At 65.0% G+C, this 16298-nt stretch carries 12 protein-coding genes; 8 read left to right on the top strand and 4 right to left on the bottom strand.

Annotated features, from left to right (window positions below):
• Positions 1-100: 100 nt before the first annotated feature.
• The 5 genes from pufB to pufC all read left to right on the top strand — a co-directional run bounded on the left by pufB (position 101) and on the right by pufC (position 3506).
• The gene (gene pufB / locus EK416_RS10495) at positions 101-319 is read left to right on the top strand and encodes a light-harvesting antenna LH1, beta subunit (RefSeq protein ID WP_127077445.1); all 219 of its coding nucleotides are present in this window, start codon (positions 101-103) and stop codon (positions 317-319) included.
• A gap of 19 nt (positions 320-338) precedes the next feature.
• A complete protein-coding gene (gene pufA / locus EK416_RS10490) occupies positions 339-515 on the top strand; it encodes a light-harvesting antenna LH1, alpha subunit (RefSeq protein ID WP_127077444.1) in 177 nt (58 codons plus the stop codon).
• A 113-nt stretch (positions 516-628) separates the two neighbouring features.
• Entirely contained in the window at positions 629-1453 is an 825-nt protein-coding gene (gene pufL, locus EK416_RS10485; RefSeq protein WP_127077443.1) for a photosynthetic reaction center subunit L, read from the top strand.
• 14 nt (positions 1454-1467) lie between these two features.
• Positions 1468-2445: a photosynthetic reaction center subunit M gene (gene pufM / locus EK416_RS10480; RefSeq protein ID WP_127077442.1), complete on the top strand. Its 978-nt coding sequence runs from the start codon at positions 1468-1470 to the stop codon at positions 2443-2445.
• Complete coding sequence (gene pufC, locus EK416_RS10475) at positions 2442-3506, top strand: photosynthetic reaction center cytochrome PufC (protein WP_127077441.1); 1065 nt, start codon at positions 2442-2444, stop codon at positions 3504-3506. Before pufM ends, pufC begins: the two co-directional genes overlap by 4 nt.
• A gap of 303 nt (positions 3507-3809) precedes the next feature.
• On the opposite strand, the gene EK416_RS10470 is transcribed toward pufC, so the two are convergent.
• The 4 genes from EK416_RS10470 to EK416_RS10455 all read right to left on the bottom strand — a co-directional run bounded on the left by EK416_RS10470 (position 3810) and on the right by EK416_RS10455 (position 12654).
• Positions 3810-7517, bottom strand: a complete 3708-nt coding sequence (locus EK416_RS10470; RefSeq protein ID WP_164729982.1) for a UvrD-helicase domain-containing protein — start codon at positions 7515-7517, stop codon at positions 3810-3812.
• On the bottom strand, positions 7510-10749 hold the full coding sequence (gene addB, locus EK416_RS10465; protein ID WP_127077439.1) for a double-strand break repair protein AddB: 3240 nt from the start codon (positions 10747-10749) through the stop codon (positions 7510-7512). The genes EK416_RS10470 and addB overlap by 8 nt, the downstream gene beginning before the upstream one ends.
• Entirely contained in the window at positions 10724-11461 is a 738-nt protein-coding gene (locus tag EK416_RS10460; RefSeq protein ID WP_127077438.1) for a nucleotidyltransferase family protein, read from the bottom strand. Before EK416_RS10460 ends, addB begins: the two co-directional genes overlap by 26 nt.
• Before the next feature lie 275 nt (positions 11462-11736).
• A complete protein-coding gene (locus tag EK416_RS10455) occupies positions 11737-12654 on the bottom strand; it encodes a branched-chain amino acid aminotransferase (RefSeq protein WP_127077437.1) in 918 nt (305 codons plus the stop codon).
• 177 nt (positions 12655-12831) lie between these two features.
• On the opposite strand from EK416_RS10455, the gene EK416_RS10450 reads away from it, so the two are divergent.
• The 3 genes from EK416_RS10450 to EK416_RS10440 are packed head-to-tail and all read left to right on the top strand — an operon-like array spanning position 12832 to position 16258.
• Complete coding sequence (locus EK416_RS10450) at positions 12832-13566, top strand: response regulator transcription factor (RefSeq protein WP_127077436.1); 735 nt, start codon at positions 12832-12834, stop codon at positions 13564-13566.
• A 59-nt stretch (positions 13567-13625) separates the two neighbouring features.
• Positions 13626-15095, top strand: a complete 1470-nt coding sequence (locus EK416_RS10445) for an ATP-binding protein (RefSeq protein ID WP_245434019.1) — start codon at positions 13626-13628, stop codon at positions 15093-15095.
• 47 nt (positions 15096-15142) lie between these two features.
• Complete coding sequence (locus EK416_RS10440; protein ID WP_127077435.1) at positions 15143-16258, top strand: glycosyltransferase; 1116 nt, start codon at positions 15143-15145, stop codon at positions 16256-16258.
• Positions 16259-16298: the final 40 nt, after the last annotated feature.

Genomic DNA, 16298 nt, shown 5'->3' with positions numbered 1-16298 from the left:
TCGGGCAACAAGAACTCCATGGCGGAGAACGCCATGGCGACCCGGCCGCGAGGGCAATGCGCGGTAACTGCAAGAGTCCACTTTAGCGGAGATCAAGCTTATGGCTCAAGAAGAAAGGGATGTCTCGCTCACCGGGCTGACCGAAGGCGAGGCGAAGGAATTTCACAGCATCTTTGTTGCTAGCTTCATCGGCTTCAGCATCGTTGCGATCATCGCTCACGTTCTTGCTTGGAACTGGCGTCCTTGGGCTCGCCCGCTCGCCGACCTCGGCGACGGCGTGCAGACCGCGGCCCTGACCATCGTCCAGTATCTCGCCTAATTCATAAGGAGAAAATCACATGTGGCGCATTTGGCTTCTTTTTGATCCCCGCCGGGTTCTGGTCGCGCTGTTCGCGTTCCTGGTTGTCCTGGGTCTCCTGATCCACTTCATCCTCCTCAGCACCACCCGCTACAACTGGATCGACACTCCCGCTCCGGCTGCGGCTGCTCAGAACTCCGCCCTTCCGGCTCGCTGAGCGGTTGGGACCACACAGAATGGCGGATGAGGATAGTCGCGCCTCATCCGCTTTCTTGGGACTTTTTCAAAGGGAGGTCGAGCGGCGGCTCGCCTCCTAATTGGAGGTGAGCGATGGCATTGCTCAGTTATGAAAAAAAATACCGTGTTCGAGGTGGCACCCTCGTAGGGGGCGACCTTTTCGACTTCTGGGTGGGCCCATTCTATGTCGGATTTTTCGGGGTCACCACGCTGTTCTTTGCTATCCTTGGAACGGCTTTGATCGTTTGGGGGGCTGCCCAAGGGCATACTCTCAATATCTGGAAAATCAACATCGCTCCTCCAGACCTCAGTTACGGTTTGGGTGTGGCTCCCCTTGCAAAGGGCGGTCTGTGGCAGCTCATCACGATCTGTGCCACCGGCGCGTTCATCTCATGGGCGCTGCGCGAGGTTGAAATCTGCCGCAAGCTGGGCATCGGGTATCACGTGCCGATCGTCTTCAGCGTCGCGATCTTTGCGTATCTCACCCTTGTCGTCATCCGTCCGGTTCTCCTGGGCGCCTGGGGCTTTGGCTTTCCCTATGGCATCCTCAGTCACCTAGATTGGGTATCCAACACCGGATATCAATATCTGCACTTCCACTACAACCCTGCCCACATGCTCGCGATTTCGTTCTTCTTCCTGACGGCGCTCCTACTCGCGATGCACGGCGGTCTCATTCTCTCGGCCCTCAATCCCGGTGACCGCGATGTCGTGAAGACCCCCGAGCACGAGAACGCCTTCACACGCGATCTTCTGGGTTATTCCGTCGGCACCATCGGCATTCATAGACTCGGTGTTTTCACAGCGATCATGGCGGTTCTCTTTAGCGCCCTCTGCATCCTGCTGAGCGGACCCTTCTGGACCAAGGGTTGGCCCGAGTGGTGGAACTGGTGGTTCAACATCCCAGTCTGGCGCTAGGGGGGGAACATACCATGGCCGAATATCAAAATATCTTTACGCAAGTTCAAGTTAAGGGACCGGCCCATCTGGGCGTGCCCCTCTATCGCGACCAGTATGGCCGCACCGGCAAACCGTTCCACGTCTATCTGCTCGGCATCATCGGTGACGCGCAGATCGGCCCCATCTATCTCGGCTTGACCGGCGTCGCTTCGATCATCTTCGGGTTCATCGCCATCGAGATCATCGGTCTCAACATGGCCGCCTCGGTGGATTGGAGCCCCGCGCAGTTCGTGAAGCAGCTTCCTTGGCTCGCCCTTGAGCCGCCGGCACCGGAGAACGGGCTTAAAATCCCGCCGTTGAATCAAGGCGGCTGGTGGCTCTGGGCCGGCTTCTTCATGACGGCTTCGGTGCTCTTGTGGTGGGCTCGTACTTACCTCCGCGCCCGTCAGCTCGGCATGGGCACGCACATCGCCTGGGCTTTCGCTTCCGCGATCTTCCTGATGCTGTCGCTCGGTCTTTTCCGCCCCGTCCTCATGGGCACCTGGGGTGAAGCGGTTCCGTTCGGCATTTTCCCGCATCTCGATTGGACAACGGCGTTTTCGATCCGCTACGGGAACCTGTACTACAACCCGTTCCACATGCTCTCGATCGCCTTCCTTTACGGTTCCGCGCTTCTCTTCGGGATGCACGGCGCCACGATCCTCGCGGTCAGCCGTTTCGGCGGTGAGCGCGAAATCGAACAGTCGACCGATCGCGGCACCGCGCTTGAGCGCGCAGGTCTCTTCTGGCGCTGGACCATGGGCTTCAATGCGTCCATGGAATCGATCCATCGCTGGGCTTGGTGGTTTGCGGTTCTCTGCCCGGCCACTGGCGCTATCGGTATCCTTCTGACCGGAACTGTCGTCGATAACTGGTACCTCTGGGGCATCAAGCACGGTATCGTGCCCGTTTATCCCGAGACTCTGCCCGTCGTCGTTGACCCGGCCCTTCTTCCGGGAGCTCCCAAATGAGTTACAAGCAACGAATCCTGACCCTTGCCCTTGCGGGCGCGGCACTGGCGGTCTTCCTGGTTGTCTTTGCCTATTACACGCTGCAGCGTCCTACCGTTGAATGGCTGCAGTGGGGGTATCGCGGTACGGGCTTGGTGCACATCGTCAACTCCCGCGATATCGACAGCCCGAAGCAGAAGGCGCTGCATGCTGTCCCCGAGCCGGAAGAGAAAATCGATCCGGCTGGCACGAAGGCTTCGGCCGTGTATCAGAACGTCAAGGTTCTCGGCGATCTCGACTCGAACGAGTTCCTGCGGTTCATGACGGCGATCACCAAGTGGGTGGCGCCGGAGCAGGGCTGCGCGTACTGCCACAACGAAGCGGATTTTGCTGACGAGAACGTCTACACCAAGATCGTTTCTCGCCGCATGATCCAGATGACCCAGGATATCAACGCGAAATGGAAGTCTCACGTTGCTATCAAGGGACAGGGCGTCACCTGCTACACCTGCCACCGCGGCAATCCGGTCCCGAAGAACGTCTGGTATACCCCGGTCGAACCTCGGTTCTCGAAGGCTCTGCTCGGCAATCTCGCCGGCCAGAACCAGCGCTCTCCGGCCGTCGGCCTGACATCGCTGCCGTTCGATCCGTTCACGCCCTTCCTCGTGAAGAGCGAGCAGATCCGCGTCACGGGTCCGACCGCCCTGCCGACGACGAACCGCCAGTCGCTCAAGCAGGCGGAATGGACCTACGCGCTGATGATTTCCTTCTCGAAGGCGCTCGGCGTGAACTGCACGTACTGCCACAATACTCAGGACTTCGCATCCTGGGGAGCGAGCTCCCCGCAGCGTGTGACTGCCTGGTATGGCATTCGTCTGGTTCGGGACATCAACAACAACTACATCAATCCGCTGACGCCGCTTTACGCGAACGTCCCAGGCCGCAAGGGCCCGGCTGGCGACATCGCCAAGGCGAACTGCTCGACCTGCCACCAGGGTGCTTTCAAGCCTCTCCGTGGTGTGAGCCAGCTGAAGGATTATCCCGTGCTCGCGGGTCCCTCCGGTGCGGTGAAGACGCAGTAACTCAAAGACAGATGCCGGCGCTTGCCGCCGGCATCTTTTTGCCATTGCTCAAGAACAGAAACCCTCGCTCCGGCGGGGGTTTTTGTTTTTCGCGCCCGGTCGAGAGGCCAGTGCGCCCTGAGGCAGTGTCCGTTCGGGCCGCGTCGCATTCATCGGCCTTCGCGCATTGTCCGGCTTATTCGGGATGACGTGGCCGCCCGACCGCCCCGCGACCATCGCGATCCGAACGGACGCCTCAACCTTCTTGCGTTTCCGAAAGTTGGAAAACGCCCGAACTTTCTGTCGGGCGCGCTGCGGGAAGACTCAACTGCGGTCTTCAAACGAGGGGCCCATGTCCGTCGATCCAAGGCGGCGGATGCGGGGGGCGTCGCCACAATCCGCGCCCAGAGACACGCCAAGCGCCAACGACGCCAAACACGCATCGAGCGCCTTTTTCTCGGCTTCGACGATCGAAGCGGTGCGGGTGTTGAGAAGCGACGCGCGGATGTTCGCAGCGGGGTAGAGCTGCCTGAGCGCCAGGCGATAGGCTGTCAGTTGCGCAACGTAAGCGGCAGGCAGTTGCTTGCCGTCCGATGGCGCGCCCGATTTGTAGTCCAGAAGCTCGACGTCGCGCCCGCCGAACGAGATGCGGTCGCACTGTCCAAGGATTGCGGCTTGCCGTTCTTCTGTTCGCAGCACGACGGCAATGCCGGCCTCCGTGAGCACCCGGTCGCCGGATCGCCGAAGGCCGGGCATGGCAAGCAACATCCCGACACTTGCCAGGGCGGCTTCGATGCGGTTGTCGGGAAGACTGTCGCGGAACGCCGCCGCCATAAGCTGGCCAGCCTCGGAACGTCTATCTGCGGGCAGGCCGGGAAGGATTTCGAGAAGGCGGTGAACGAGAAGGCCGGTGTTCCGTGCAACCTCTCGCGGGATGGCGTCTTGCGGTGTGGCCGACTCCGATCCAAAGAGTTCCAGCGCCGGCTCGGCGAAGGCGCCGGGGAGAGAAACGAGAGCATCCCCATCAAAATTGGCGGACGGATCGCCAGAAGGCGATCCCGGCGCGGCGCAAACACTTTCGAGCGCGGACGCGGCGAGAAGCATGCGGCTCTGCCCCGTGGAAGGCGTCCTGCGAGCCCAGTCGGGCAAGGCGGTCAACTTTGATCCGCCGAAGTCTCGCCCGGCGAAGCCGACGCCCGGCAATACCGATCCGAAGCACCAGAACGCTCGGCCGCTATCGTCGACGCCATCGACCGCGTGCGGCTCAAGCGCCGTCTTCACCGTGTCGAACCAGCAGCCTTCGGGCAGCGTCTCGCCCGTATGGGTGCCCACGATACAGAGACGGTCGCGCGCTCGCGTCATGGCTACGTAGAGAAGGCGCGCCGATTCTCGCCTCGACGCTTCGGAAAGCTCGCTTTTTTCATTTGCGACGGGCGAAAGCGCGCCCGAACCCTTTATCGCCCAGACGGGCACGCGAACGCCATCGGCGGGATCTTCAAGAGCCAGCACGGGTGGCTGCCGTCCAGCCTTCGTGCTGCACGCATCGGCAAGGATGACGACCGGCGCCTCAAGGCCCTTTGCCCCGTGAACCGTCATGATCCGCACTTCCCGGGGCGCCTGATCCGTCTCGCGCTTAACCTCGGCCGCGCCCTGACGCACAAAACAGAGGAAATCCGCGAGCCCTCCGCGCTCCGCCGCGCTGAAGTTTTCAGCGAGGTTCAAAAGCTCGTCCATCGCATCGAAGCATTGCGCGCCGAGCCTTGCGCCGAAGACCGAGCGGCCATCGACGCGGCCGTCGACAAGGCCGTCGATGCGCGCGCCGCCGTTCCTTGAGCGGCTTCCCTCGCCAGGATCGGACGCCGCAGGCAACGGATGATCGAGGATGCGGGCGTAGAAATCGAACGGGGAAAGACTGTGTGCCAGATCGCGCCATAAAGCGATTCGTGTGGCTGCTTCGGTGAAGCGGGCACCTAAGCCAGCCTCGCCGCTTACGCCAAGCGCGGTCCAAAGTGAGCCTCCGGGCGGATGGCGCAACGCGAACAGGTCGTCGTCGGAAAATCCGAACAGCGGACCTTTCAGCACAGCCGCGAGGGCCAGGTCGTCTTCCGGCTGGAGCAGCGCATCGCCAAGCGCGAGCAGGTCCATCACCGCGAGGTCGTCCACGAGCGACATCCTGTCCGCGCCCGCTACGGGCACACCCTCGCGTTTCAGCGCGGCCTGAAGCAGGCTCGCCATTGGCTGCCGCTTCTTCAGGAGGATCAGGATGTCGCCCGGCTCGATGGGGCGGCCCGCGCGGCCGAGCGCGGCGCCGCCGTCGAGCCAGGCGCGCACCTTCGCCGCGATCCGCGCCGCAAGCGCTTCCGCCGGTTTGGCGGTGGCCGCCGCGTCTCCTTCCGGCGTCCAGACATCGCCCTTGTCTTGCCGGGCGCCGCGTTCGGGCTGCCAAAGCTCAACAAGGCCCCCATCGTCGTCGCGATTGGCGATGTGCGGCATGGGCGCGGTGCTCAAGCCATCGCCCAGCGCCGCGGAAACGAGGTCGACCGCCGAAAGCACCGGCGCGAGTGTCCTGAACGAGAGGTCGAGGCCCACGGTCCGGAACGGCATCTGCGTCATGCGCGCCTTCTCCGAGTAAGCCTCGCCGAAAGCGGCCAGAAATTCCGGGCGTGCGCCCTGAAAGCCGTAGATCGACTGCTTTTCGTCGCCGACCGCGAACAACGTCGGCATGCTCGCGCGCGCGCTCTCGCCGGAGAAGAACTCGGCGGTCAGCGCGTTGACGATGGCCCACTGCTCGGGGCTCGTGTCCTGCGCCTCGTCGACGAGGACGTGATCGATGCGGCCGTCGAGCTGATAGAGCACCCATTCAGCCGCGTCGTCGCGGCGGAGAAGCTCCAGCGTCTTTTCGATGAGATCGTCGAAATCCACGGCGCCCAGCGCGCGCTTCTCGGTCTCGTAGGCATCGAAGATCGCCGCCGCGAGCCGAAACAGCGCGGCCGTCGCCGCGACGACCCTGGCGGCGCAGATCCTTCGGTCGAGGTCGAAGAAGACGGCTTGAGCCCGTGAAAGATGCTCGCACAAGGCAGGCGCGCGGCGCTGGGTCGGAGCGGTGGCCAGCCTTTTTTTCGGCTCCCCGCTTTTCGTCCCGAGCGCCACTTTGATGCAGGCGCATCTGGATGCAGCGTCCGGCGCGCCCATCGCCAGACGCAAACTCGCGGCGATCTCGGCCTCGGTCTTCCCCCCCTCGGCAAAAACGGCGACGATCTCGCGGATCGCGTCATCGCTCAGCACCTCCGCCGCGCGATCGGTGAGACCGGCTGCGGTTTCGTTCGCCGCAAGTCCGAAGATACGCCGAAGCCGCGCTTCCACCGGCGCTATGCGGTCCCCTTCCGGCCCGACGCTCAAAAGATAGCGGATCGTGCGACGATGGCCGAGCATCTCCTGCAGCACGCGACCGAATTCGTCCTCGGCGGCATGGGCGACCGCGGTGGTGAGCGCATCGCGCATCGCGCCGGTTTTCGCCCCGGAGAAGGCTTCCGCCTTCGCAGCCGCCAGCGCGTCGCGCGCCTCCTCCTCCGTCATCACGCTGAAGCCCGGCGGCACGTTGGCCTCGAAGCTGAAGCGGCGCAGCAGGCGTTCGCAGAAGCTGTGAATGGTCATGATCGGCAGGCCGCCCGGCGCATCCGTCACAGTCGCGAACAGCGTGCGCGCGGCGTCCAGCTCGTCAGCTTCGGCCGGCCGGTCGAGCAGCGCCGAAAGTGCCGCATCCAGCGTGGGCGCATCGGCGGTGGCCCATTCGCCCATCGTCTTCAGCACGCGCGCCTCCATCTCGGCGGCGGCGTTCTTGGTGAAGGTCAGACAAAGGATCGAGCGCGGCGCGGCGCCCGCGAGACAAAGCCGCAGGATGCGCTGGACGAGAACGTGCGTTTTGCCGGTTCCCGCATTCGCGCGCACCCAAGCCGAAACGAAAGGATCGGCGGCCGACCGCTGCTTGCGACTGGCCTCGGCGAGGCGGGCTTCGCGGATTGCGTCAGTCATCGCCGCCGCCTCCGTCTTCCTCTCCACTGTCTTCACCGCCGGCCGCCGCCGACCATTCCTTGACGCGCGCCAGATGCGCATACGGGTCGTTGTCGGCCTTGTCGCGGAAGATCGCGCGGGCCTCATAGGTGTAAGGCGTCGCCTCGTCGTCGAAGCGCGCGATGCGCAGGAGCAGCCCCGCCTTCGCGGCGGCGATGGCTTCCCCGCACGGCATCTTCAGCGTGACGATGTCGCCCGGTGGCTCTCCGCCCGACGCCACGATATAGCAGAGGTCGGGCGCGCTGTTCGCGGGCAGTCCAGCGAACGCGCCTTCGATGGCGAGCATGCCTTCCAGCGCGAGCTGAGGCGCGCCTCTCCGCGCGGATGTGGTTGCCGCATTCGCGCTGGTCTTGAAGTCGAAGATCCGCAGCGAACCATCCTCGCCAAGGTCGATGCGATCCGCTCGCGCCGTCACTTCAAACGGTCCCGCCGCTCCCTCTGCCGTTAGCTTCACGTTGCCGCCGACCTCGCTCTTCAGGAGCCGCAGGCCCTTTCGCCTTTGCGCTTCCGTCGCCGCGAACCAGTCGGCGAAGCGGGCGAAGCGTGGACGCCAGAACGGCGCGGAGTCGAGGTCGAAGCCAAGTTCCTCAGCCGCGCGGTCGAGGCATGCGACGAGGCGTGCCGCCGCATCGTCCGGCATGCGGTCGGGACAGGCCTCGAAAAAGCGGTTGAGCGCCGCGTGATAGAGCGTGCCTTTGTCGCGGGCGTCGTGGGTCTCGCCGATGCGGCGCAGCGGTTCGAGCCCGAGGATGGAACGCGCATAGACCGCATAGGGGTTCGCGAACCACGTCTCGATGGCGGTGACGGAGAGGCGGCGCGGGCGAGCGGAGAGCGGCGGACGCGGTTCCGGCGGCGCGACGGGCGTAACCGCCGCAGGAGCGCGGCGCGCCCGCGCCAATTCGAGCCATGCCGCGCCGGTGTCGATCTCCGCGAACCGGCCCACGCCGCGCGCGAGCGTGGCGATGCGCGCGATCCAGCGGCTGGGGCGTGCAAGGCTGCCGTTCGCCTTCTTGGCGCGGGTGAGCACGACGCGCGGTGCGGCGGCGGCGAGCGAGGCGAAATCATGCGCGGCCTGCCCGATGCGGCGTTCCTCGGGCGAGAGGCCCACGATAGCCCGGTCCTGCCGGTTCAGCCAAGGGCTCGGCCCCGGCGTCTGCGGCCAAACGCCCTCGTTCAGCCCGCCGAGCACGACGACGTCGGCAGCAAGAAGGCGCGCGTCGAGAGGGCTCAGGAGCAACAGGCGGGGATGCGGACTATGCGCGTCGGATGTCGGTTCCGTCCGCGCCAGTTCGGCGAAAAAGGCGGCATATTCCTTTATGTCGAGCGCGAGGGTCGGCACGTCGACGGCAAACACGTCGGCAAGCGAAGATCTCTCTCCGCCCTCATCGCACACGAGGCCGATAGCGGCGAGACGCCCCAGCGCTTCGTCATGCACGCTCACCCAGCGGAAGAAGGGAAGGGGGGAGGTGTCGCCGTGCTCCGGTGCCGGGTCCGCGGCGTTCGCGGTCAGCGGCGACAGCGCATCGAGCACGTCGCCCGCGAGAAGCCGCGCGGCTTCCCATTCCTCGGCGCCGATCCTGCGCATGGCCGGGTGCCGGGCTTCGCCGCTCGCAACGGCGTGCTGCGCGCGGGCAAGCGCCGCCGGAATGCCGTCCATGGTGGCCGGGCGCCACATTTGCCGCGCCGCGCCGAGATCAACGAGTTCGGCGAGGCGAAGAAAACGGGCGCGGTTCGCGCCATGCGCGAGCCTGAGCAGCGCCGTGAAATCCTCGGGCTTGCCGCTTGACACGGCGGCCGCCACGCGCAGGGCGAAAGCATGGCGCGGCGCGGTGGGTGGTTCGCTTGCCATTCCCCACCCCGCAAGGGCATGGCGGACGCGAGCCCTCAGCGCGTCGTCGGGCGTGACGAGCGCGACATGCGCAGCTTCATCTTCGAGCGCGGCGCGAAGGATCAGCGCGACGACCGCCGCTTCTTCCTGACTCGTTTCGGCTTCGACGAGCGTCAGCCCCGGCGCGAGCGTGCCGCGCGGCGCGGCATGCAAGGAAACGTCGGAGGAGACCTCGCGGCCGGTTGCCTCTGCGCCAGCGTCGGCGCGGCCTGCCTCGGTCTTCCGGGCTGCCACATATTCCGCCCATCTCGCCGTCGCGGAGGCGGGCCGCAGGGCCTCGCTGAGGAACGCCGCGCGGATCGGATCGCCGCCAGCGGGCAGAGCGCGCGCGGTTTCGATCTCGCGCACACCGTCGCGGTCGACGCCAAGTCGCGCGAGCAACTGCCACAGGCCGTGCTGCGGATGCTCCGGGTGCTGTGAGATGGTCTGCCACGATGCGTCATCGAGCGCGCGGTCGAGGTCGTGCAGAATGACGGCCGAGCGCGCGCGCCCGACAAGCGCCTCCATCAGTCCCATGGTCGCGGCGACGCTGCCGGTCGACCCGGCGACGATCACCGGCGCGCTGCTCGCTCGGATGAACGCCGCCTCAAGCGCCATGAGGCGATTGCGCCGTTCTTCGCGGTCGAGACGGCGGCTGCGCTTCTTGTGCGCATCCCAAGCCCTGCGCACGGCGCGCAGGATCTGCAGCGAGATCTGCTCGCTGCCGGAAGCGTGGCCCCTGTCGAGCCGGTCGATTTTCGAGAGGTCGGCCCGTTCGCGGTGAGCATCGTCGATGAGGCTTGCTATGTCCGCCGCGATCTTCGCCGCGCTCGCCGCCGTCACGGCAGAGAAAAGTTGCTCGCCAAGCTCCATCCGCGTGCTGTGGATGTCTCGCGCGGCCCTCATCGCCGCAGCGCTCACATGGACGCGGCGTTCGATATCCCCGACAGGTTTCGGCACGTCCAGCGCCTCGCGGAGGAGGGCGAGCGCGGCCCCTGGGTCCATATGTGGGGCGTAGGCCGCGAACATGTCGAGCGGATCGGCGTCGCCCAGCACTCGGATGCGCGGAAGGAAGGTTGCACCGCAGGGGCTCAGGTCGAGGAGCGCGAGCTTCAGCGGCGTGACGGCGGCTTGCGACGGCACATAGACATTCAGCGCGGGGAGGTCGTGCGGCTCGGGCTCGCCTTCGCCGAAAAACGCGCCGTCCAGGATCGCGGCGGCGAGCGCGGGCAGAAACGGGCGGTGCGGCGGACAGGTGAAGACAGGGGCGGCAGCGGCGCGCGCGGCCGAAAACCCAAGTTCAAGCTGTGCGCCGCCGTCCCTCATTCAGGAACCGTTCCGCATCCGCCAGGGCTTCAGGCGTGCCGACATGCATCCACGTTCCATCCAGTTCCACCCCGAACAATCGACCTTGAGCCATAGCCTTGTCGAAGATTCGGTTCAAGGAGAACGCCCGATCGGCGATACCGTCGAACAGCGCCGGGTCGAGGATCGACACGCCCGCATAGACATGCGCCGCGCCGCCCTCGGAAGGGCGCCGCGCGAGGCGGCCATCCTCGCCCAGAGTGTAATCGCCGCGCCCGTCATAGCCAAGGCTCCGGTCGCGTCGCGCGAGCAGGAGAAGCACGTCCATGCGATGCGGCTCCCACGCGGCGGTCAGCGCGGCAACGTTCGAGCGCCCGCCGTCTTTCCAGACGCTGTCGGAATTGTGCACCATGAAGGGATGCGGGCCCAGAAGCGGCAAGGCCCTTGCGACGCCGCCACCGGTTTCAAGTACGGCGTCGCGTTCGTCGGAAACGACGATCTCCGGCGTGAGTCGCCCCTGGAGATGAGTTTCGATCAGGTCCGCGAGATAATGCACGTTCACCACGGAGCGGGTGACTCCCGCCTCCGCCAGCCGGTCGAGCGCGTGATCGATCAGCGCGCGCCCGTCCAGGCGGACGAGCGGCTTCGGGATCGTGTCGGTGATGGGCCGCATGCGCGTTCCGAAGCCCGCAGCCAGCACCATCGCGGTATTGATCTTGTCTTCGCGCGCCATTCCATCTCCACGAAAAGGCCGCGAGCCGGTATGCAAGCTTCGCGGTCACACACCGCTAGCCGCACCCCGCGCCGCGTCTGCCAAAGGGCGAAGGAGCGCAGAAAATTGCCGTGAGCATGGCGGTTCGCGTTTTGCGCGGGGAAATATGTCAGCGGACACTGGTCTGGCGTGGGTGCCCGGGCTGGCAGTCTGCTGGAAGTCGGGCGGCTGCGAAAGCAAGCGCTCGACATGAAAATGGCCGGGAAGCCCCGGCCATCGCGTCGTCTTTGCCGTCGTCACACCGCCAGATGGCGCAGCCTGTCCGGCCGGGTGCTGGGCCGCGCAAGCGCGCTGTATTCTTCCATCAGCGATTTCGTGATCTCGCCGACGGTAAAGCGATATTCGCCGATTTCCGAGACGGGCGTCACTTCCGCGGCCGAACCGGTCAGGAAGCACTGCTCGAAACCCGCCATCTCCTCCGGTTGGATCCGGCGCTCATGCACCGTGATGCCGCGCGCCTTCGCCAGCGCGATGAGGGTCTGGCGCGTGATGCCGTTCAGGAAGCAGTCGGCGTTCGGCGTGTGGATCTCGCCATCCTTCACGAAGAAGACGTTTGCGCCCGTGGCCTCGGCGACGTAGCCGCGCCAGTCGAGCATCAGCGCGTCGTTATAGCCGAGGTCCATCGAGCGATGCTTCTCGATGGTGCAGATCATGTAAAGCCCGGCGGCCTTCGCGGTGGAAGGGGCGGTGGCCGGATCGGGCCGGTGGTATTGCGCGAAACAAAGGCGGATGCCCTTCAGCCGCTCCTCCATCGGGAAGTATGAGCCCCAGTCCCAGACCGCGACGGCGACGTGGATCTTGGAGTGCTTGGCAGCGACGCCCATCTCTTCCGGGCCGCGCCATGCGATCGGACGGATGTAGCCTTCGTCGAGCTTCTGCGCCTTGATCACGTCGCGATACGCCTGATCGAGCTGCTCGGCCGAATAGGGAACCTCGAAGCCGAGGATTTCAGCCGACGCGCGAAGCCGTTCGGAGTGGCGCCGGGAGGCGAAAACCTCGCCTTCATAGATGCGCGCGCCTTCGAACACGCCGCTGCCGTAATGGAGTGCATGCGTCAGGACGTGAACCTTCGCATCGCGCCACGGTACGAGGCCGCCGTCCATCCAAATGAAACCGTCGCGTTGGTCATAAGGAATAGGGGCTGGGCCAGCCATCGTAAGTCTCCATTCGTTCTTGGTCTTGTTCGTCGAAAATCGGTGCGCAACGCACACGAATCCAGCCTCGGAAATGCCGAAGTGGATGAAATAAAGCGCTTCAATATCGCTTGCGTCCAGTCAAAAGTTATCATCACTTATCGTCAAGCTCTTGCAAAGAATGAGGCCCGCCTGCCCATGACTTCCGTGACAGCGTCCGACGTGTCGGCGTCCGAGATGGACGCGCCCCCGCTTTCCGACGACGCTCCGCACATTCTCGTTGTCGATGACGACGAGCGCATTCGCGATCTGCTCGCGGGATATCTCCGTCAGAACGGGTTTCGCGTGACGCAGGCCAGCGACGGCGCTGTCGCGCGCGCGAAGCTTCGTAGCATCGCGTTCGACTGCCTCATCCTCGACGTCATGATGCCGGGTGAGAGCGGTTTCGACATCGCCGAGTGGTTGAGGACGGAATCCGACGTCGCCATCCTGATGCTGACCGCGCGCTCGGAGCCGGAGCACCGCGTGCGCGGCCTGGAACTCGGCGTGGACGACTATGTGGCGAAGCCCTTCGAGCCGCGCGAACTTCTCCTGCGCCTGCAGAACATCCTGCGCCGCCACGCTTCGCCCAAGACGAAGCATGGAGAGGTGCGCTTCGGGCCTTTCGTGTTCGACCTCAAGAAAAACGAGTTGAAGCGCGGCGACGAGCCGATCCGGCTCACGGACCGCGAGCGGGAGGTGCTGCGCGAATTTGCGCTGGCCGGCGGAGAACTCGTTTCGCGCGAGGATCTCGCGAGGCTTGGCGAGTATGAGAACGAGCGCGCCGTCGACGTGCAGATCAACCGGCTTCGTCAGAAGATCGAGACCGACCCGGCAAACCCCGCCTACCTCCATACGGTGCGGGGCAAGGGCTATATTCTCTATCTGGACTGAGGCCGTATGCGGTTTGCTGCGCGCAGACCGCCTCACGCCGGACGGCGCCAAACAGAGGGGTGCGGGCCATTTCGCTGGACCTGACCGATAAGGCAAGCGGCACAGCCGCCACCGTCACGCCCTCCGTGGTGCAGGAAGGCGAGCCTCTGGCGCGCGCGTCATTCCTTTCGCGCGTGTTTTCCGTTCTCGGCTCGCTCGCGCCGAAGGGCCTCTATACGCGCGCGCTCATCATCATCATCGCGCCGATCGTCATCCTTCAATCGATCCTCGCCTTCGTCTTCCTCGACCGGCATTGGCAGGTCGTGACGCGCCGCCTGTCCGTCGCAACCGCGCAGGATATCGCGATGCTCGCCGATACCTACGAGGCGATGACGGCGAAAACCCCGGACGATCTCGACCGCCTTTCCCGTCTTGCGCGCGAAAATCTCTCGCTTTCGGTCCGCTTCCTTCCCGGCGATCAACTGCCGGTTACACGGTCGAAGCCATTCTTCGGCTTTCTCGACCGCTACCTTTCGGGCGAAATCAGCCGCCGCATCAACAGGCCATACTGGATCGACACGGTCGGCTCGTCGAACTACATCGAAGTACGCATCAAGCTTGACGGTGCGGTGATGCGGGTGCTTGCCCAGCGCGCGCAACTCATCCCGTCGAACACGCATTTCTTCATCGTGTGGATGGTGACCTCGGCGACGATCCTGCTCATCGTCGCCATCCTGTTCCTGAGGAACCAGATCCGCCCGATCCTGGCGCTGGCCGACGCCGCCGACCGCTTCGGGCGTGGACGCCCCGCGCCACCGGATTTCCGGGTTCGCGGCGCGCGCGAGGTGCGGCTTGCGGCGCAAGCTTTTCTCGACATGCGCGACCGCATCGAGCGCCATGTCGAACAGCGTACCATAATGCTCGCGGGCGTGAGCCACGATCTGCGCACGATCCTCACCCGCTTCCGTCTCCAGCTTGCGATGATGCGCGCACCGCAGATCGAAGCGCTGAAGCGCGACGTCGACGAGATGCAGCAGATGCTTGAAGACTACATGGCCTTCGCGAAGGGTGCCGCGGGCGAGAAGATCCGACGCGTCGATGTCCGCAGCATTCTCGAAGAATTGCAGGCGGCGGTGGAAGAGCCTGGCAAGACGCTTCGGCTCGACGTGCGGCAGAATCCGCTGATCGTGGCGCTGCGCCGCAACGCGTTCAAGCGCGCGGTGCTGAACCTCGTCACCAATGCGACGCGCTACGCGAACACGATCCAGATTCGCGCGCTGCGTTCGCACGGATGGCTTACGGTCGTGGTGGAGGATGACGGCCCCGGCATTCCGGCGGACAAGCGGGAAGTCGTGTTCCGCCCGTTCCACAGCCTCGACGCCGCTCGCAACCAGAACAAGAAAAGCTCCGGGCTGGGGCTCGCCATCGCGCGCGATATCGTAAGGAGCCACGGCGGCGACATTACGCTCGACAAAAGCAATCTCGGCGGCCTGAAGGCCGTGATCCGCATTCCGTCGAAGCACGTGAGCGAGGACGTCGCCGCCGATTAGGCCGACGCCAAACCGCCCGCCGGAATGAACCCCTTCCCTCGGTCGTTATGTCGCCGCGTTCGCCGGGCAAGCCTCGCGCAGGCAGCGGCGGTTATGCAACCCCCATGGGATCAACACCTGTCATCGACATTGCGGAAGCGCCCCGCTCCTCCGCACTTTCGCCAGGCGCGCGCATCCGACAAGACGCGCCGCCTTCGCCCGCCACGATTTGCATCGGCATCTGCACGGTCAGGCGGCCTCGGATGTTGGAGCGCTGTATCCGCTCGGTTGCCGCCCAGAAAGGCGTCGACAGTCATGCCGTGCGCATCGTTGTCGTGGAAAACGACACCGCGCCCGCATGCAAGGCCATTGTCGAGGCCTGCGCCGCCGCGTCCCATTTTCCCGTCCAATATATTCACGAGCCAAGGCGCGGCATCCCGATGGCCCGCAACCGGGTACTCGACGCGGCGCTGGCGATGAATGCAGATCACGTCGTGTTTCTCGATGACGATCAGGTTGCACACCCGACCTTTCTCGCGAAACATCTCGATGCGGCGAGGCGCGACGGCGCGGACGTGGTGCAGCCGCACATCGTGCCGATCTTTCCGGACCCGCCGCCGTTCTGGGCGACCGGCGACACGGGGGTGGTGGAGCTGGTGGAGACAGATACGCCCCTCTCCGAACGACTCCGAGGCTCCGCCGGGACATGCGGCGTGATGTTCTCAGCGCGCCTGATCCGCCCCGAAGGCATGGCGCTGCGTTTCGACGAGCGCCTCGCGCTGGCGGGCGGCGAAGATACAGACTTTTTCGCCCGTGCGCGCTCGAAGGGCGCCGTTGTCGCCTGGTCGCGCCTGCCGGTGGTGATGGACGAGGTGCACCGCTCGCGCCTGACCTACAGGCGGTATGTTGCGCGGGGCCTTGCGCATGGTGGGCGGAAGTTTGCCCATTTCCGCGAGACGAAAGGGTTCGGTGCCGCGCTGCGCAAGCATGGGCCGGAGGTCGCGTCTCGGTTCGTGCGCGGTGTCCTCCAGCTGATCGTTGCGCCGCTGTTCGCACCGTTCGATATGCGCCGGTTCAAGTTCAGCGCTCTCGAAGGGGGGCGCAACATCGCCATCGCGGCGGGCGTGCTCGGTGCGATCTTCTCGCTTCAATACGAGTACTACCGGCAGATCGATGGTTATTGACCGCTGAAGGGGGCGACCATGGCCGCCCGCAAGCGGGCTG

Source organism: Rhodomicrobium lacus (genome assembly GCF_003992725.1).
GTDB classification, from domain to species: domain Bacteria; phylum Pseudomonadota; class Alphaproteobacteria; order Rhizobiales; family Rhodomicrobiaceae; genus Rhodomicrobium; species Rhodomicrobium lacus.
This window is presented reverse-complemented; position numbering and strand designations above follow the sequence as displayed.